Annotated in this window: 15 protein-coding genes and 1 riboswitch; of the genes, 6 read left to right on the top strand and 9 right to left on the bottom strand. The window is 45.4% G+C overall.

Annotation, left to right across the window (positions count from 1 at the left end; genetic code table 11):
* Nucleotides 1–59: 59 nt before the first annotated feature.
* Nucleotides 60–926 (bottom strand): sulfurtransferase, encoded by an 867-nt coding sequence (locus tag ACOJUR_RS05600; RefSeq protein ID WP_420949485.1) that lies wholly within the window; start codon nucleotides 924–926, stop codon nucleotides 60–62.
* A gap of 28 nt (nucleotides 927–954) precedes the next feature.
* Entirely contained in the window at nucleotides 955–1,743 is a 789-nt protein-coding gene (locus tag ACOJUR_RS05595; protein ID WP_420949484.1) for an SDR family NAD(P)-dependent oxidoreductase, read from the bottom strand.
* A gap of 94 nt (nucleotides 1,744–1,837) precedes the next feature.
* Between ACOJUR_RS05595 and ACOJUR_RS05590 the strand changes: the two genes are divergently transcribed.
* Both ACOJUR_RS05590 and ACOJUR_RS05585 read left to right on the top strand, forming a co-directional pair.
* Complete coding sequence (locus ACOJUR_RS05590) at nucleotides 1,838–2,500, top strand: HAD family hydrolase (protein WP_306953131.1); 663 nt, start codon at nucleotides 1,838–1,840, stop codon at nucleotides 2,498–2,500.
* 159 nt (nucleotides 2,501–2,659) lie between these two features.
* Nucleotides 2,660–3,106, top strand: a complete 447-nt coding sequence (locus ACOJUR_RS05585; RefSeq protein WP_072872812.1) for a hypothetical protein — start codon at nucleotides 2,660–2,662, stop codon at nucleotides 3,104–3,106.
* A 172-nt stretch (nucleotides 3,107–3,278) separates the two neighbouring features.
* Here the strand turns inward: ACOJUR_RS05585 and ACOJUR_RS05580 are convergent, their stop codons facing one another.
* Nucleotides 3,279–4,196 carry a hypothetical protein gene (locus ACOJUR_RS05580; protein WP_420949483.1) on the bottom strand — a complete coding sequence of 306 codons (918 nt, stop codon included), beginning with the start codon at nucleotides 4,194–4,196 and terminating at the stop codon, nucleotides 3,279–3,281.
* A gap of 255 nt (nucleotides 4,197–4,451) precedes the next feature.
* On the opposite strand from ACOJUR_RS05580, the gene mnmA reads away from it, so the two are divergent.
* Nucleotides 4,452–5,606 carry a tRNA 2-thiouridine(34) synthase MnmA gene (mnmA, locus tag ACOJUR_RS05575; protein WP_072872810.1) on the top strand — a complete coding sequence of 385 codons (1,155 nt, stop codon included), beginning with the start codon at nucleotides 4,452–4,454 and terminating at the stop codon, nucleotides 5,604–5,606.
* Between the two features lie 528 nt (nucleotides 5,607–6,134).
* Here the strand turns inward: mnmA and ACOJUR_RS05570 are convergent.
* The gene (locus ACOJUR_RS05570) at nucleotides 6,135–8,210 is read right to left on the bottom strand and encodes a peptidoglycan D,D-transpeptidase FtsI family protein (protein WP_203114545.1); all 2,076 of its coding nucleotides are present in this window, start codon (nucleotides 8,208–8,210) and stop codon (nucleotides 6,135–6,137) included.
* A 228-nt stretch (nucleotides 8,211–8,438) separates the two neighbouring features.
* Between ACOJUR_RS05570 and ACOJUR_RS05565 the strand changes: the two genes are divergently transcribed.
* Nucleotides 8,439–9,314, top strand: coding sequence for a LysR family transcriptional regulator (locus tag ACOJUR_RS05565; protein ID WP_072872911.1), 876 nt, complete (start codon nucleotides 8,439–8,441; stop codon nucleotides 9,312–9,314).
* 75 nt (nucleotides 9,315–9,389) lie between these two features.
* Entirely contained in the window at nucleotides 9,390–9,998 is a 609-nt protein-coding gene (locus ACOJUR_RS05560) for a TetR/AcrR family transcriptional regulator (protein WP_072872808.1), read from the top strand.
* Nucleotides 9,999–10,111: 113 nt separating this feature from the next.
* On the opposite strand, the gene tkt is transcribed toward ACOJUR_RS05560, so the two are convergent.
* Nucleotides 10,112–12,103 (bottom strand): transketolase, encoded by a 1,992-nt coding sequence (gene tkt / locus ACOJUR_RS05555; protein ID WP_420949482.1) that lies wholly within the window; start codon nucleotides 12,101–12,103, stop codon nucleotides 10,112–10,114.
* Between the two features lie 275 nt (nucleotides 12,104–12,378).
* Here tkt and ACOJUR_RS05550 point away from each other — a divergent pair, with 275 nt between their 5' ends.
* Entirely contained in the window at nucleotides 12,379–13,572 is a 1,194-nt protein-coding gene (locus ACOJUR_RS05550; protein ID WP_420949481.1) for a glycosyltransferase family 39 protein, read from the top strand.
* Here ACOJUR_RS05550 and ACOJUR_RS05545 read toward each other — a convergent pair.
* The 4 genes from ACOJUR_RS05545 to ACOJUR_RS05530 form a co-directional block, all read right to left on the bottom strand.
* Nucleotides 13,550–15,928 (bottom strand): ATP-binding cassette domain-containing protein, encoded by a 2,379-nt coding sequence (locus ACOJUR_RS05545; RefSeq protein WP_420949480.1) that lies wholly within the window; start codon nucleotides 15,926–15,928, stop codon nucleotides 13,550–13,552. The two genes, ACOJUR_RS05550 and ACOJUR_RS05545, sit on opposite strands and share 23 nt — an antisense overlap.
* On the bottom strand, nucleotides 15,925–16,503 hold the full coding sequence (locus tag ACOJUR_RS05540) for an ECF transporter S component (protein WP_306953145.1): 579 nt from the start codon (nucleotides 16,501–16,503) through the stop codon (nucleotides 15,925–15,927). The genes ACOJUR_RS05545 and ACOJUR_RS05540 overlap by 4 nt, the downstream gene beginning before the upstream one ends.
* A gap of 85 nt (nucleotides 16,504–16,588) precedes the next feature.
* Nucleotides 16,589–16,685, bottom strand: a riboswitch (TPP riboswitch).
* Nucleotides 16,686–16,755: 70 nt separating this feature from the next.
* The gene (locus tag ACOJUR_RS05535) at nucleotides 16,756–17,562 is read right to left on the bottom strand and encodes a DODA-type extradiol aromatic ring-opening family dioxygenase (RefSeq protein ID WP_420949479.1); all 807 of its coding nucleotides are present in this window, start codon (nucleotides 17,560–17,562) and stop codon (nucleotides 16,756–16,758) included.
* On the bottom strand, nucleotides 17,559–18,488 hold the full coding sequence (locus tag ACOJUR_RS05530; RefSeq protein ID WP_203114551.1) for a DMT family transporter: 930 nt from the start codon (nucleotides 18,486–18,488) through the stop codon (nucleotides 17,559–17,561). The genes ACOJUR_RS05535 and ACOJUR_RS05530 overlap by 4 nt, the downstream gene beginning before the upstream one ends.
* Between the last annotated feature and the right edge of the window lie 2 nt (nucleotides 18,489–18,490).

Genomic DNA, 18,490 nt, shown 5'->3' with positions numbered 1-18,490 from the left:
AAAATTCCTCCTCACCTGGTTTGTAGAGCATTTTCCCTATGAGATATCACTGTCAAAAGTCACGGCAAGATGTACTTGTTTTCATCCTTTTCTCCTGTGGCTATCAGAGCATTGTGATGACTGATGTAATCGCTCCAACTTCCCGGATAGAGACGAATCTGGCGAAGCCCAGCCCGACGCAAAGCAAAAATCAACGAGCAAGCCGTTACTCCAGACCCGCAATAAGCAATAACTGGCGTATCTTCAGACAGTTGCAAAGATGCAACAATTTCTTTTGCTTCTTGCGGCGACTTCCATGTCCCATCGCTATGAAGGAAATGCGTCCAAGGTAAATTTTTGGCCGTTGGTATATGACCGGCCACGGCATCAATAGGCTCGGATTCACCACGAAAACGAACCGCGTCACGAGCATCCAGCAACTGAAACAACCCATTGCCTGCTTCTGCAAGGGAAGCAACTTCCTCATAATCGACAGTCCAACCTTGCATCGGCATAGCTGTAAAAGTTTGGCGCGTCTTCTGCTCTTCTCCTTGTCGAAGCGGGTACCCAGCCCTCAACCAAGCATCTATTCCGCCATCTAGCAAAAACACATGCTGATGTCCAAGATAAGTCAATAACCACCATGCACGAGCCGCCATACCCTGATTATCATCGTAAACCACAATAAGACAGTCCTGATGAATTCCCTTCTCTGCAAAACAGGCAACTAAATCGTCTATTTCAGGCAAGGGGTGACGTCCACCCGGACGAGCTGCTGGCTTCGACAATTCCTTTTCCAAATCAATATATACTGCGCCAGGAATATGACCCTTTTGATACATTTCCAAACCCGCTTCTGGTTTCCCCAGTCGAAACCGCGCATCAAGCACAACGATATCTTCTTGTTGCTGCATAGCAGCATGCAATTGTTCTACAGAAATGAGCAATCCTAGTCACATCCTTTGCAGACCGAGACTATTTCTGAACGGGATGTCTTGCTACCTTCCCTGCACCCGCTTGATCGGTCGGTTTGACCACAATCATGTCAATATTGACATGTTGTGGCCGAGTAGCGGTATAAACCACACAATCGGCAATATCAGAGGCCGTCAGAGGCTGCATACCTGCATAGACCGCATCTGCCTTGCTTTTATCACCGTGATAGCGAACAACAGAAAATTCCGTTTCAACCATGCCTGGATCAATCGTACTGACACGAATCGGTTGACCCAGCAATTCTTGACGCAAAGCGTCTGTTATAGCTCGAACAGCAAATTTGCTGCCGCAGTACACAGAGCCTCCTGCATATGCCTCATGTCCAGCAATTGAGCCAATATTGATGATATGTCCACTACTGCTTGTCTGGATATGCGGTAAAAATAATCTTGTCATTCGCAATAAACCCATAACATTGGTTTCCAACATCTCTTGCCAATCCGTTTCATCTGTCACTTCAGCCACATGCGCAGTGCCTCGAGCCAAACCAGCATTGTTGACCAATATATTTACTTGTTGGAAATGTCCAACGACACCCTTGACAAACGCCTCAGCACTCTCCCGCCTTGTCACATCCAATTCAGCTATGTATACTTCAGTCTTCCATCGCTCTGCGATTTGCTGAGCCACTTGCTCAAGACGTTCTTTGCGTCGCGCGCCTAACGCCAAACGAAAGCCAGCTTCTGCCATACCATAGGCAATAGCTTCACCGATTCCTGAACTTGCTCCAGTAATGACAGCAACGCGATTTTGTCCCTGAAATCCCATAAACAAAACCTCCCCTCTCTATTGTAAACCAAACTCAGCCCCTGCCAAGTGTTCAAGAATTCACCGTTTTCTTTCATACTGGTATACTCATATCATGAGACCTTGGACTGATTACAGCACCCTTATTTTTGATCTTGACGGAACATTATTGTCGTCTGCTTCCTTCATCCTGCCAATTTACAAAAAAATCATTGCCCAATATGGCGACAAAGCGCCGGATGACCTAACCATGACGCGCACATTCGGGTTGCCCGATGAGCAAATTTGGGAAGTATTGATGCCCAACTCAACTGGGCAAATTCGTAGGCAGGCTGAGACAGACTGCGGAAAAGAGGTAGCTTTTACCCTGTCTCATTGCGATATTCTTTTTCCTGAAACAAGGTTTACTTTAGAAGCCCTAAAACAAGCAGGTTATACTTTGACCACAGCTAGTAATTGCGGTTGTGATTACTTAGACGCTGTTCTGTCAACCCAACACCTTGATACGTTATTTACGCTTCCACTTTGCCTAGAAAGCGTTCACGGTAAACGAAAAGCGGATATTTTGCGTGCACACTGCAAAGTATTCGATATAGAGAGTATGGTGATGATAGGTGATCGACAGAGCGACGTTGAGGCTGCGAAAGAAATTGGAATTCCTTGTATAGGTTGCGCATTTGGATTTGGACATGATGACGAATTGACAAACGCAGACGTAATTATCACGAATTTGTCACAATTGCTCACCTTATTCAAGGTTCAGAATGAACGGCCCTAACGTAACTTAGATGACGCGACTTTGTAACATTTCGCAAAGTCAAAACGTCTAACAGAGTAGAGAAATAAATATGAGAAAAACCGCCTTGACCATAACGAAGCCATCGGGCTTGAGCGGGGATCCAACTGAGCTATGAGCAGTTTGGAGAGGGGTGTCTGTATGACCAACAAAATCCTTCACTGGTATCGAATGATTGGGCAGGAACGTCCTGTCGATTCGTCACAAGAAAAAAATCGTTCCATTATTACTTATGTAGAAGCTTCTTCGCCAAAACGAGTGATTCGAGAATATGGTGGTCTTCATCGTATTTTAAGTTATGCGGGTGAGATGATTGTTGTCGATTATCCGCAACACCCAAATCACTTGGAGATCCTAGAAAAAAACTGGCATCCCCCCACTTTAAAATCAATGATTCGGCAAGTCGATCCGATGACACTAGAAAGATATATCCCCGCTATTCGTTATCTATGTACTTGTGGACGGATGCATATATCTGAACATCCGTACCCTTCTGTATGGTGTACTTGCGGACAGCGGGCTTATCCAGTGGAACCTAAATCTCCAGAAAACATTTTACCTAGCCAGGACAGCCATTTGACTCATTAATCAGCTATTGAAAATTGCGAAGGGACGGGCAGAGGTTCAATCTCTGCCCGGACTGTATCCCTCTGCATACCATACGCAGGCACAGCACCACTCTGCCACTCAATAATTGCCAAAGCGGAGTCTTCATTCATCTATTTGAAACACTTTTTACTTTTTCTGCTTACTCTATCATCTAACGCTGTTTCTCCCACATCGATGGCGGCAACTTGCCCACCGACTCCAACAGGAGAGAATATAAATCTTTTTGTAGAGCTTCTTCCAAAGAGATACCCAACAATTTACATATATCTTCCAATCGATAAGATTCTTTTCGCAATGTACGCATGGCTTTTTCCCACTGTTGTAAATGAGGCCCATGATAGTCAACCAGAACTTCCCATTTCTGAGGATCGATTTGCATGCAACATTCCATCATGTCACTGACCACTTCAACAGTCGCCCCTTGCGCTCCCCTTTCAAAGAGTCGCTGACGAAAGACATGTTTGATGAGCGCTTCTTCAGAGAATTCAAAGAGAAAGGGCGGCATGATATAGCCCACAGGCAATTTGGCACGCGCCGCCTGCATTTGTTCAACCCGATCCGTTTTAGCCAATTGAATAACACGACGAATGCGGTCAAGTTCTTCCGCATACTCTTCTTCATTCCTCGCCTCTACAGGCAATTCAAACCCCCAGGGCACATTAGCTCGCTGCCCACCAGCAATCCGAGTGGGTCGACCGACCGTATAAGTTACCAGATGATCGTAAACCGGTTTGCCAATACCAATAAACAGAAAGAGTATGGTTTCCCCTCGAATCGGTTCGTAGGAATGTCCCGCAGATACCATGCTTTTCAAAAACCGTTCTGTATTCGCCATATCTTTATATTTGCCAAGATATAGGCTTGCCTTGAAAGCTGATGAAAGTCGTTGTTCATCAGTAGCCCTTAGAGCTATCACTCGTCCATGTTGAACCACATTCCAACCTTCGTCGACATAACACAGGTTAATAAATTTTTCGATCCCGTCCATATGTTCATCAATAGGTACTACATCTTGTAAAAATTTTAATCTTGGATGTTCCAAGATAACTTGGCGATTGATTTGAAACATTTGATTCTCTCCAATCCTGTTTAAACACTCGCTGCAGCGGAAATTACCAGTATAATCATCTTGAGTTTCGACAAAAAGAACGCGTATCCTCCAGTCACCCTATGGAGGAAAAGTTCATATCGAAAACAGTTTACCTCTTCTTGACCGCATAGATAAAATTGCGCAAACTACTAAGGTACGAGCGCTTGCATGGCAAAAACCGTAAGATGGTTATGCATATGAAAAGCCCAAGCCAAGAAATAAGGAGGGAACAACATGCACAAGGCTTCCTCTCCAAAAAGAATTGTTGTAGGCATGTCAGGCGGAGTGGATTCTTCAGTGGCTGCATGGCTTCTGAAACAAGCAGGACATGAAGTGATTGGAGTCTTTATGAAAAATTGGGACGATACAGACGCGGAAGGACGCTGTACTGCCACAGAAGACTTTGAAGATGTGGCCAAAGTTTGCGAAATCATTGGCATCCCTTATTACGGTGTCAATTTTGAAAAAGAATATGAACAACGCGTCTTTCAATATTTTCTTCAAGAGTATCAACAGGGAAGAACGCCTAACCCAGACGTTCTTTGTAATCGTGAAATTAAATTCAAAGAATTGTTGGATGTTGCCCTCCAACTTGGGGCAGATGGACTCGCGACTGGTCACTATGCCCGTATGGAACAACAAGATCAAGAAGCCATCCTGTTGCGAGCGGCGGATGACCAAAAAGACCAAACCTATTTTTTGCACTTACTCAGTCAGGAAGCTTTACAAAAAGCTGTTTTCCCAATTGGTCATTTGCCTAAACCAGAAGTGCGTAAAATTGCCGCCGAAGCAAAATTGCCGACAGCAAAGAAAAAAGACAGTACGGGCATTTGCTTCATTGGCGAAAAAAACTTTAAACAATTTCTACAACAGTATTTACCAGCTAAGCCTGGAGAAATTATAGATGCAGACGGACATGTATTAGGAACACACGATGGCTTGATGTACTATACTCTCGGCCAACGTCATGGATTAAACATCGGTGGTAAACGTGAAGGTAATGGTGAACCGTGGTTTGTGGTGGACAAAATATTATCTACCAACCAGCTTGTGGTTGCTCAAGGATTGAACAACCCCTTGCTCTACAGTACTTCATTACAAACCCGTGAAATTCATTTTATCGCTGGTCATTCACCTGCTGAGACTTTTCGCTGTACAGCCAAATTTCGCTATCGCCAGCCTGATCAACAAGTTACTGTCTATATGCACGCTAAAGGTGCGCACGTCCTCTTTGATACACCCCAAAGAGCTATTACTCCCGGACAATCGGTTGTACTCTACAATGGAGAAGTTTGCCTCGGTGGTGGTATCATTGAGTCGTTCGAACCATACGTCAAGTCATTCTCTCCGCACGTCGTCCGCCCGTTAGCTGCTGATATGGCTCTATAATCTGTTGATATTGTCAAACAAAAAAGGTTGCCCTTAGGGACAAGCCAAGCTCTGCCATCTGTGACTAATTGTAAATGCACAGAGCGATTTGACTTTTTCCGTGAGGGACAACCTTTTTTGCTGACTTCTTACTACCAAGTTGCATCAGCATCCCTTTCCCATTTGTCGAGACAAGAAGAACATACTTGGCGATAATTTACTTCCCGCTCTTCTTGCTCCATTTCCGACCCGCAAAATGCGCATTGTGAATGATTGTATTCCATCTGAATTCCTCTCTTCCCCAGGCTTGTATTCATCGCAATCCGCAAATATTTCAAAATTCACAGACATTGAATGCGAACGCGATTTCAGCCTTTTTTCTCGATTCTCTAAGGAATCGTTTCTTAACATTATATTAGAAATTTTCAATTAATTCAATCTTCTTTTGCTCAAAAGTTACCCATTTCTTCATAGACAGCCTCTTATAGAATAGAAAGCCGCAGAAACCTGCTCATATGCAGGCTTCTGCAGCCTTTCTAATAAGACAGATTAGGGCATAACACCCTTTTCTGGTTGTTGAGCAGCAAAAGTTGAGCTCCAATTGGCCGGAAATTGGGGATTAATCCATTGACTTTTAGGGAAAAACTCGTGATGCAATTGAAAATACGCATTAAATAAACGATGAGCTATATGTGAAGCAGTGGTTGTACTCGCTCCACCACCTGGCACCATGACAGCAATAGCAATTTGTGGATGGTTATAAGGCGCAAAAGCAATGGTCACGGAGTCGTCCACATTGCGCCCGTTTTCAGAGATCTGAGCAGTTCCTGTCTTACCAGCAGCGTGATATGGAGATCCAGCAAATCCACCCTGGTAAAGTAATCCCATAGGATTATTGGCCATCAAATACATACCTTGCAACGCAGCCTGCATATACGTTGGATTAATGTTAAGCCGTGCCTCTACTTTAGGCTTAAAAGTGTATATCGGTTTACTGCCAGGACTGCCAGGCGCTTCGTCCGCTGGATAAATGGCTTGAAGAACATGCGGCTGAAGTTTTACTCCGCGATCGGCCAAAGTCATCACATATTGGGCCATTTCGATAGGCGTAAATTCTTGTGACTGGCCTATGGCTGCAAACGCTAAATCAGGTACTGCCCCCCAGTTATCATAATAGCCTTTCTTCTTTAAAGAAGCTTCTGCTTGCTTTAAGTCATAAGGAACTTCCAGATAGTTCTGCTGCGTGTCTTCTTCCCAGAACATACCAGGTACTTCTCCCGGCAAATCAATGCCGGTCATGGCGCCAAGACCAAACCGATATTCCCAGCCAAACAGTGTATTCAGGGCTTTGACAAAACGAGTTTTTACCCACTGATTGTAGGATTCTCCATTGGGGTAACCGGTATTGTTATTCCATCCCCCCAGCCATAATCCAAGCTGGTAGAAAAACGTGTCATCGGAAAGTTCAATAGCCTGCGTCACATTAACCGGTCCAAATCCAGGAAGATACCAGTTGTGAAAAATGCGGTTACCAATTTGCAAGAAACCGTGATCGTACACTATCGTATTCGGTGTAATTGTTCCCGACTGCATACCTGCAATCGCGTTTGCAGGTTTGACAGTAGAGCCAGGATATTCAGGGCTTTGAATCACATTGTTAATCAACGCATCAGATTTTTCTAAGTAAGTAGCGTGTTTTAAATAATTACCATTCAAAAACCAATTGGGGTTGTAATAAGGATAACTGACCATAGCTTCCACCCCGCCTGTTTTGACATTCAAAACAACAGCGGAAGCTTCTGAAATCTCATATTTAAGTGGTGAATTTTGAATATAATTGGCCACAATTTCTTGGGCCAACGCCTGATAGGTAGAATCAATTGTTAACTGCAAATTGTCTCCCGACTGTGCTGGTGGCTGCATGCCAATTGACTTTATAGGCACACCTGCACTGTTGACCAGGTCTTCCTCTTCTCCTACATGTCCCTGCAGATAGGACTCATACTGCGCTTCCACGCCCGTTTCACCAACAATTTGTGAATCAAGATACCCCAGTTTGTTATAGTAAGATTCAGAACTGGAGGTAATCGGTCCGACATATCCAAGGATATGCGCTGCCAAATCGCCATAAGGATAATAGCGAATTGGATCGACCTCAACACGCACTCCCGGCAGTTCGCTTCGATGCTCATAAATGTAAGATACAGCAGCTTCAGAAAGATTTCGTTTAATGAGCACTTGAGTAGCAAGCGGGCTCGTTTTCATGGCCGTCAATACTGCTTTCGGACTTTCACCCAACCAAGGCGCCAACTTGTCTGCCATATTCTGAAGATTTTCTGAAACATTGGGCAAGCGAGTTAGATAGGCATCATATACTGGCTTGTCCTCAGCGAGCACAGTTCCGTTACTGCTATATATAAATCCGCGGGGTGGTAAAACCGGGTAAGAAACCACCTGAACATTCGTTGATTCTCCGCGAAACTGCGAACCTTCCTTGACTTGCACATAGCCTAGGCGCAATAAAAGTCCCGCCAGAGCAAGAGTGGTTATACCGGATACGACCCACAGGCGATTAGCAGGATTGTGTCTTTTCACGCGTTTGCCTCGATTCTTTCGTTTCAGCATGACAATCCTCCCTGTGTAAATATCAGTTTTCTCGTATCTATCAGCCATTTTCATCGTCAACAATTGACAGTCATCGACACGAAAAAACCCACATTCTCTAGTTTACTCTGAAATTGCGAAAAGAGGATGGAGAAATCTTGGCAGCATGACGAAATTCTCATCAATATCTAATTGTTCCTTTCAAGCAGCACATGATAGAATGCAGAAAAAGGTCAGTTGGGTGATGATGTGGATACACGTGATGTAGAGCTTTTTTTGGCTATAGCAAGGCTAAAATCGATTTCCAAAACGGCCGATAGCCTATTTATGTCACAATCCACCGTCACTACACGTTTGCAGCGACTGGAACGAGACTTGGGCTATGCTTTGTTCGATCGCGTTCCGACAGGAGTTGAATTAACTGTTGCAGGACGACAGTTTTTACCCCTCGCTGAGCGTATGCAACGGCTGGTCACTGAAATGAGCAAGCCCGAAAGTTCACCTTTACCTATTTTGCGCATCATGTCCGGCCGCGCTTTTGTCTCTACTGACGTGCCTAGTTGCCTTGCCACCTTTCACCAACAAAGTCGGATTCGCCTGCAAGTACAAATGGGACTTTACGATGAAATGGTGGAAGCCTTGACCACTGGACGCGTGGATTTTTGTTTTTTAGGTGAGCCGATTTATCATCCACGTGTGCGTCTTGTAGAGTTTGTTCCAGATAAAATTGATTTGGTAGTTTCGAAAAACCATCCTTTTACACATCATTTTCCTGGTCCTCAGGCACTGGTCAATGAACCTTTCGTCGCATTCAGCCGGGAAACAGCGCCTTTTCGCAAGCGTGTTATGGAACTCCTTGCCAAATCACATGTCTATCCCAAAGTGAGTATGGAACTCGACAGTCTTGACGCTATTAAAGCCATGGTTGGACTCGGTGTTGGATATTCTCTGTTACCAAGAAGAACTCTTGCAGATGCGGCCCACAAGGGCTGTTTAGCTATTGATGTGGGACTGGAGGATTGGGTGCGGCCGACATTACTGGCTTATCCAGAAGAAATGGCCGAACATCCTATCACCCATCAGTTTTTAAAAGTCGTGCGTGATCATTATGCATCACTGACATAAAACATTCTCTACATACCGCGCGGGGGTACATTACGTAACTATCATTTCAGCGCAGTTGAAAAAGGAGCTTCTGAAATGCGTCAATCCATGACTAAAGAGCAACGTCATCAACACATTCTGAATACTGCCAAATGGCTCTTTCAAGAATATGGCTATGACGATATTACGATTGCCGATGTCATCAAAGAAAGTAACATTGCACGCGGCACCTTCTACCTGCATTTCAATTCACTCGAAGATTTGCTCACCGCTTTATTTGACGAGATGGTGGAGCAGACCTGGTCTCGAATTTCTCCCATTCTTGACAATCTTGAAAACTCTTTTGAAGAGGCAACTGAAGCGACAGTCAGAACCGTTCTGCGCATGTTTGACCATGATAAAGCTATGGCGTCAGTTTATTATTCGGGTGGCGGCCGAGCATTTATGGAAAGAAAGCAGGAAGCTATGTATGGTTCTCTCGGTGACAAACTGCTAGAGGCTCTCAATCGTCGCCACGAGGGACGTTTTCAAAGCAAGGAAGATCGCTGGACGATTCTCATGCTTATCTCATTGGTGGGAGACATGGCTTATTATGCAGCAATGCATATTGAGGAGTCAGATAAAACAACATTTGAAAACCGTATTATTCGTTTTGTCATGGCAGGATTACAAGCTCATTTACAATCATCGGAAACTCTTTCCTGAAATTACTGAAAACAATCATGATTGTTTGAAGAGAACAAGCGATTTCTGTCCTTCGAGCATTGAACAAATGGGGCGTCCACAAGGACTGCCCCATTCTGCATAGAAATTGACGTTTAACGATTTAAAATGGCTTTTGCTTTTGCGATGACGTTTTCCACGGTAAATCCATATTCTCGCATCACAACTTCTCCAGGGCCAGAAGCGCCAAATCGTTGTATGGTCAACGTATCACCATCCAACCCCACATACTTGCCCCATGACATGGGGTGAGCCATTTCCACGGCAAGCCGCTTACGCAATCCACCGGGCAGGACGCTCTCTCGATACGCCGCATCCATTGATTCAAACAATTCAAAAGATGTGACGTTAATCACACGCACCGCGATTCCTTCAGCAGCCAAACGCTTGGCAGCTTCGAGTACAAGGTGCACCTCAGAACCAGTAGCCATGATGGCTAATTGTTGACCATCCCCATGTTGATACAAGACATAAGCACCCTTGGCAAACTCCGTTCGATGTTTTTGGATTTCAGGTAAAACCGGGAGTTTTTGTCTGGACAAGGCTAGCACAATCGGTGCCTCCCGATGCGTCAATGCATATTCCACCGCATAACCTGTTTCCTGAGCATCTGCCGGACGAAAAACCACTAATCCTGGGATAGCGCGCAGAGAAGCCAATTGTTCAATCGGTTCGTGCGTCGGTCCATCTTCACCAACAGCAATACTATCGTGTGTAAACACATATAGTGCTGGTTGTTTCATCAGTGCAGCCAAGCGAATGGATGGACGCAAGTAATCGCAAAAGACCAGGAAGGTCCCAACATAAGGGAATATACCTTGATGCAAACACAGTCCGTTGATCATGGCTCCCATGGCATGCTCACGTACTCCATAAAAAACATTCTGACCGGCATAATTTTCTGGTCCAAAATGATCTTTTCCAGCAATTAAAGTTTTGTTGGATTCTGATAAATCGGCAGAACCGCCAAGCATTGTTGGAACGTGAGGAGCAATGGCATTGATGACTTTTGCAAAAGCATCGCGTGTCGCTATTTCACCTTCAAACTGCGGCATGACTTGCGGAAAATCAACACGAACTTTCCCAGAGCGGGCTGTATCTAGTTCTTGAGCCAGCTCAGGATATTTCTTTTGGAACTCCACGTAGACAGCGTTCCAAGCTGCTTCCCGAGATGCACAGGCTTTTTTGAGTTCTGCAAACAATTCTCGAACTTCGGAGGGAACATGAAACGGATCGTCATGACCCCACTGATAAAATGCTTTTGCTTTAGCTGCTTCCTCTTTACCCAACGGGGAACCATGAGCTTTGGATGTCCCTTGCTTGGTAGGCGCGCCATATCCAATGATGGTCTTGACTTGAATGAGTGTAGGGGCGTTAGCGTGGCGAGCTTCTTTGATAGCCTCCTCAATTTCTTCCAAATCGTTACCATCTTTCACATGCAAAACGTTCCAGCCGTAAGACTGATAACGCGCTTTTACATCTTCCGTAAACGACCAAGAAGTAGGCCCATCAAGAGAAATATCGTTAGAATCATAAAGAACAATGAGTTTGTTCAATTTGAGATGACCTGCTAGTGAAGACGCTTCACCCGAGATACCTTCCATTAAATCGCCGTCGCCGACAATCACATAAGTGTAATGATCAACCACTTGCGCATCAGGACGATTGTATTTAGCAGCCAAAAATCTTTCCGCAACAGCCATACCCACAGCTGTCGCAATTCCTTGTCCAAGCGGTCCAGTTGTAGTGTCCACTCCCGGCGTGTGTCCGTATTCTGGATGTCCTGGTGTACGTGAGCCGTATTGTCGAAAAGATTTCAAATCGTCTATGGTCACATCGTAACCAAAGAGATGGAGCAGGCTGTAGAGTAACATAGAACCATGACCAGCTGACAGCACAAATCGATCACGATTAAACCAATGGGGATTTTCAGGATTGTGTTGCAAAAAACGGGACCATAATACATAGGCCATAGGTGCAGCACCCATGGGCAATCCTGGGTGGCCGGAATTCGCCTTTTCAATGGCGTCAATAGAAAGTGTACGAATCGTTTGAACAGCTAACAAATCTTTTTCTGTGTACGGCATTTCTCCACTCCTCTGCAACAAAAGATGGGCAACGGAAAATATGAGTGCAACGTGGACAAAACGCGCTGCTTCTCCGCATATGATAACATTTACAAAGTAAAATTTGGACAACAGGGCTTACGAACTGTAGAGGTGAATCCGTCATTTTACAGGAAAAAACCAACAAACTCCAAAAACGTTTCTGGCCGATAACCTATCTTACCCGTTTTCAACATTCTAATCTCTTCTGGGTCGTCCTCATCAACATTTTGCTAAGAGGAGCCTTTCTTTTATACATGCAACCGCCACAACGCGCTGATTTTGAGTGGTATTTTATCCATGCTAGAGAAATGGCGCTTGGACAAGGTTACCATTGGCGCGGACAGGCAACCGCATACTGGCCGATTGGCTGGCCATTTATCCTGTCCATCATTTATCGTCTGACCGGTCCGCTAATGATTTCTGGGTTGATTTTTAATACGCTCCTGAGTATTGGAATGGTCATCTTGATTTACAAATTCATTGAACACTTTACCCATCATGCTCGGCTAGCTACTATTGGTGCCCTGTTTTACACTCTCTTGCCAAGTCAAATAGAATGGAACGCTGTCAACGGATCGGAAGAATCGTTTACTTTTTTACTTGTGGTTGTACTCTTTGCCTTAACCTTGCTTTCAAACAAAAAAGAACACCGTTGGTGGCCGTTTGCGCTTGTAGGTTTACTACTTGGTCTAGATATTGATATACGTCCCATCCCGCTGTTGTTTCCTATCTTTTATTTATTTTCTGAACGTTGGTTAGGACAAATTGCATGGCGTATAGCCTTTCAACGAACGGTTTCATTCGTCCTGGGCATGGTCGTTGGCATCTTTCCAGTGACGCTGCGCAATTGGCTGGCCATGCATCATTTTGTCCTGGTATCGACAAATGGAGGAGTCAATCTTTGGCAAGGGATTATGACAAATTCAGGATACTATTGGTCATACAATCCCAACATCAATCCATTACTTGCGGCTGGTAAAAACGAAGTTCTAGAAAATGCAATTGGCGAAAAAGTAGCGTTTCAATACTACTGGACTCATCCCTGGCAGACATTCCTGAATGGCTGGGCAAAAATTTATCATCTATACAATAATGACGTAAACGCTGTTCGTTATACATTCATCAATGCTGGAGCCCAACCATGGTTGGTGACAACCATGCGTAACGTGGATACAATTGCCTATTGGATTTTTATGCTCTTTGTGCTACTCGGCCTGATGTATTTGGCCACCCAAGCAGAAAAACGCCCACTGCTTCGACAATGGGCCGTTATTCTCTGCTTTTTAGTTTACTATACGCTTGTTTTTTTCTTTTTCCCTGCTTGGGATCGTTTCCGTTATCCATTGATGCCTTTATACGCTCTCTTTACGCCCATGGGTTGTGCAGCGTTCCCGTGGATCTGGCATAGGACCATTCGCCACAGGTTTAAGGGTGAGCAAAAATCATAAGCAAAGCGAACACTGAAACAGGAAAAGCGAGAGCAATAAAAATATCCAAAGTTCCATAGGACACATCACGGTAAAAGCTGCGTTCCTTAGCGGACGCAGCCGCATCACCCTGCAAACCACGAGATTCCATAGCCATGGCTACACGCTCGCTCATGCGTACAGCCTGAGCCAATAGCGGCAACGCAAAAATACCGATGCGCCATATCATCCGTTTAGGGGATAATCCTCGCACGCGACGTGCATCTTGAATTTTATTCCACTCAGTGTGCAGCAACGGCAGTATGCGAAAACCTGCCAGAAAACCATAGGCGAACTTAGGCGGCAAGCGAAAATGTCGCGTCAGTCCAATGGTCAATTCTGTTAAATCCACGGCATCCACATAGAGCAGGCCAAGCGCCAACGTGCCAATCATTCGTGTGGCGAGCACGATACCATTGAGAAGTCCGGCTATACTTGGATGCCACCAAAGAATCGTCACGCTGGCACTTCCAGACGGTACTGCTGAATTCAATGTCAAAGAGACAAGGGAAAGAAAATAAATAAGGACAAATGGCGCAAGAATTTTTAATACACGCCAAGGAGATTGATGTCCCAAGGTCATGAGCAAAACCATAGGAAAGAGTAACATCGCCAAACCTTGTTGCCAGTTGTTTGCAAATACCATCAAGACCGCTGCCACCAGAATACCAATGAATAGCCAGACTGGGTGAATTTTACGAAACCAGGACAAACGAGCATGATTCTTAGGAACACTCTTCGATTCCCAAGCATTCCAAATATCTTTCATGCTCAATTCCGTTCGTTGCAACTCTGCCGCAATCAATTCCTGTTCCGATAAAAGATGAGCTTTTGCTCGAATCGCTTGATGATTTTTTAAATCCTGCGGCAAACCATCCCAAATCAACCGACCATTGACCACCACCCAAACGCGCGTAGCATAACGATAGACGAGTGACAAGTCATGGCTAACCATGATCAGAGTTTTACCGCGAATGTGCAACGACTCCAAACGTTCCATAAGAAAACGGGTTGTCGCAGCATCCTGACCAAACGTTGGCTCGTCAAGCAAATACGCCTCATGTTCCTTACGTAACATAGAAGCAACAGACAAACGGCGTTTCTGGCCTTGGGAAAGCATATAAGGCGATTGTTCAGCTAAACCTGCCAGGCCAAAATCACTGAGCCAGGACTGGACATCATCAGGAATGTCACCTGACAGACGTTGATTGGCTATCTCTTCTCCCACTCGTTCATAAACAAACTGATGCTCTGGATTTTGAAAACTCACAGAAATTCGTTGATACAATTCTTCTGCCGACCAATCCTTGAGTGGACGTCCAGCATACGACAACTCTCCAGACTCAGCCGGAACCAATCCCGCGAGCGCTTCAAGTAATGTCGATTTGCCCGATCCGTTTGGACCCACAATGGCTATCCATTCGCCTTGCCGTATTTCTGCATTAACCTGCTTCAACACTTCACGCTTTCCACGCTTTACGTCCAACCCACTCAAAGTCCATAGCGAATTGCCCAAAGACAAACTGGACGCATCATTAGCGCGCCGCACCGCAGTTTGGACAAGCTCATGACTTTCTGCTACTCCTTCTGCCAGCATCCATGCCCATTCTTCAGCAACCACTTCTCCAGCAGGACCTTGGCGATGAATGCTACCATCTCGATTGAACAAGACCACCCTATCCACATAGGGCAGAAGAGGTTGAAAATGATGCTCAATTATCAGCAAGCTAGTCCCTTGTTCGCGCAATTTTTGAATGGTCGTCAATACCTGTGCACTAGCTAACGGATCGAGATTAGCTGTAGGTTCATCCAGGACACAAAGTTGAGGACGAAGTGTCAAAGCGGAAGCAATTGCCAATTTCTGCTTCATTCCGCCCGAAAACTCATGATGAAGATCGTTTGGAGCAACGGGCAACAAAACATTGGCCAAAGCTTCTTTCATTCGTTCACGCATCTTGGCGCGGGGAATTTGCCGATTCTCCATGCCAAACGCCAATTCGTCATCCACTTGCAGCATGCAAAACTGTGTATCCGCATCTTGAAAAACATAGCCAATATTCCCCGGCTTGCGCAAAGAATCGCTAGAAAAGACTTCTCCTTTGACTTCTGCCTCAAGAATCCTGGGTATCAGACCAGCAAGTACCATAGCTAATGTGCTTTTTCCCGATCCGCTTGGGCCAAGCAGCAATACAGATTCACCTGGATGCAGGACAAAATCAATATGGCGCAAAATCCATGGCCCATGCTCCTCATAGCGCAAACAGAGATCCTTTACAAAGAGAAGCGGACTTGCCATCTCTTCGAGGGTACGAGGACTCTGCTTCAGTTGGCTACTCACTGTGAAATCCCCTTAGCTCGCTGACCAATCGCGTAATTGCGAAGAAGCCCTGTACGCGCAAGAGCATCATCAATCCATTTCGGCACAAATCCAGCAAAAAATACTCCTGAAATACAGTTGATGAGAACGGCAAGAATAAAATCCAAATGAGTGAGGTGATTACCGCCATACTGATAGTAATATTGCACAGCGTACCCCACACCGGCCAGCGCACCTGAGAGTGATAAGACGCCGAGATTGTAGCGACGATAAGCAAAGAACAGATAGGCCAATTCGCCGCCAAGACCTTGCAATAAGCCAGAAAGAACGCCACTAATTCCATAAGGACCAGCGAGCGCCCATTCAACGACGGCAGCAAGCACTTCTGCCAAAAGCGCAGCCCCTGGTTTACGAATGATATAAGGTACCAAGCCGACAGCAATAAACCAGACACCGTTTAAAATATTTTGACCAGGCGGCCAGACAATATTGCCGATTTGCAGAATGTTGTACAAGAAATCGAAAATACGGAAAATCAGACCACTGACAACCGCGAGAATGGCTAACAAGACAATGTCTCGCAACTTCCAACTCATAAACATTCCCCCAAATTATGATTGTTTTGCGAGAGTAGACATAAAAAAACACCTCTCCCGCTAATGGCGTGAAAAGAGGTGACTCTCCCCGAACTTGGCACTTCCTCTCGCTGGCATTATCCAGATCGAGTCTAAAGGGTTGACATAGGTCTCTCAGCCAAAGGGCACCCCTAGCGCCTCTTTTCTTTATGCTGTTTGCAAGCAGTGTAGCAAATCCGCGTCTGAGTAACAAGAGACTCGTTCACAAACCGCTTAAGCGAGTCCTGCTACTAACATTCCGAAATAGGTAGGACACTCATATTCGCATTCTATAATTTTACGATCCGCTTTGGACACAGCACCAGCTAACATTAAAATTTGTGGGATTCCGTCGGGTTTAGCAGCTTCAACAAATGAAGAATCCCAATCTGCCATTTCTTCCCATTCACCACGCATAAGTACATCCCGAACTTTTTGATCCAACTCCACGGCTTCTTTGGCAAAACCATAAGGTCCGCCCTCATGGTGCGTATGCGCCCAGTCACAGGAGGCAATCAAGCCAACACGTTTTTTCTGACGCACTGTCCACTCTGCCAATAGCTCTCCACAGCGAATGTACGACGCTTTATCCAAATTTCGCGCTGGGGTGATAATAACAACAGGAACATCAGGCATAAACCAGAGCGGAACCATACTTCCCCAATCAAGCGGTAAAACAGAGAGCGGTCCTGCTGCCGTGGCAAACTGAACACCCAAAAGTGGTAAACCTGCAGCCTCAGCAGCCTCTACGTAACCCACTGCAAAAGACTGCGCTACAGGACATTCCATGCTGGCTTCTTCTCCGTCGTATTCCGCTAACCCGCGTACCCAAGTGCTGGTTGTTACTGTAGTGTAACGGGTCGTGCGCAGTCCATGCGGTGTCAAAACCACCAATAAATCAGGTTTAGCAGCTGTCATACGTTTCCCTTGCTTTTCCAAAGCACTCCTTAAACGCTGAATTCCCGGACGTTTGGCTGTGTCGAGCGAAGGAATCAGTTCAAATCCGTGAGGCGAAATAAGCGTGTGAACAAATGGATTCAATCCGACCGTTCTCCTCTCTGTTGTCTACCTAGAAATAGGCTAAATAGAATAACGACACTTCCGACATAAAAGGATGCTTCCGGTTGAATGTGAAGCAACCAAACGGAGAGCAAAACCCCAAAAACGGGTTGCAAATAGAGAAACAACGCTGCAAAAGAGGCGTGAAAAACACGCAAAATAAGATTCCAGAGCACATAAGCGCCAGTCGTACAAAAGAGTGTCAAATAGGCTGCTGCATATATATCTTTGGAAATCCATTCGTGCGGCAGCGGATGATGGAGCAAAAGCCAGATAGGCAAACTGCCAAGGGCACCAAATAACAATGATGCTGAAGCAGCTGGCATAGAAGGTACAGAATCGGTCAATTTTTTTGACAACGCATTGTACACAGCATAGCACAGAACGGCGGCCAACATAAACAAGTCGCCAAGCCAATAGCCTGGATTGTCTGGACGAGGAAACCCTGCAATCGCATAAGCACCTATCAGCGCTAAAAACAAAGCAAAAATCCGTCGCCATGTTAGCCGCTCTCGCAAAACCATAGCAGCAATGAAGGTTGTAAAAAGAGGTTCCATCGCTATAGAAATGGCAGCTACAGCTGGAGTCGATTGATACAGACCTTCTGTCTCGAAAAAAACTGGCAAGGAAAAACCGACTACACCCAAGAAGGCACTGAGTGCTAACACACGAGGATGGAAAAGGCGACGCGCTGATCGCAAAAAAAGCCAAGGCGACAAAAGCAGTCCGCCTACCGATAGGCGCATCAGTGTCAAAAAAACGGGAGGAAAACTATGTACGGCAAACGCAGTGGCCGGAAAACTCGCAGCCCAAATAAGATTGACAAAAAGGACGGAAAACAAACCAAATGCCTCGCGCGATGGCGAGGCAGGCACTTCACCAGGAGGTGGTACAACTTCTGACTGCATCT

This window comes from Alicyclobacillus tolerans, from assembly GCF_048984885.1.
Classification (GTDB): domain Bacteria; phylum Bacillota; class Bacilli; order Alicyclobacillales; family Alicyclobacillaceae; genus Alicyclobacillus_I; species Alicyclobacillus_I tolerans.
This window is presented reverse-complemented; position numbering and strand designations above follow the sequence as displayed.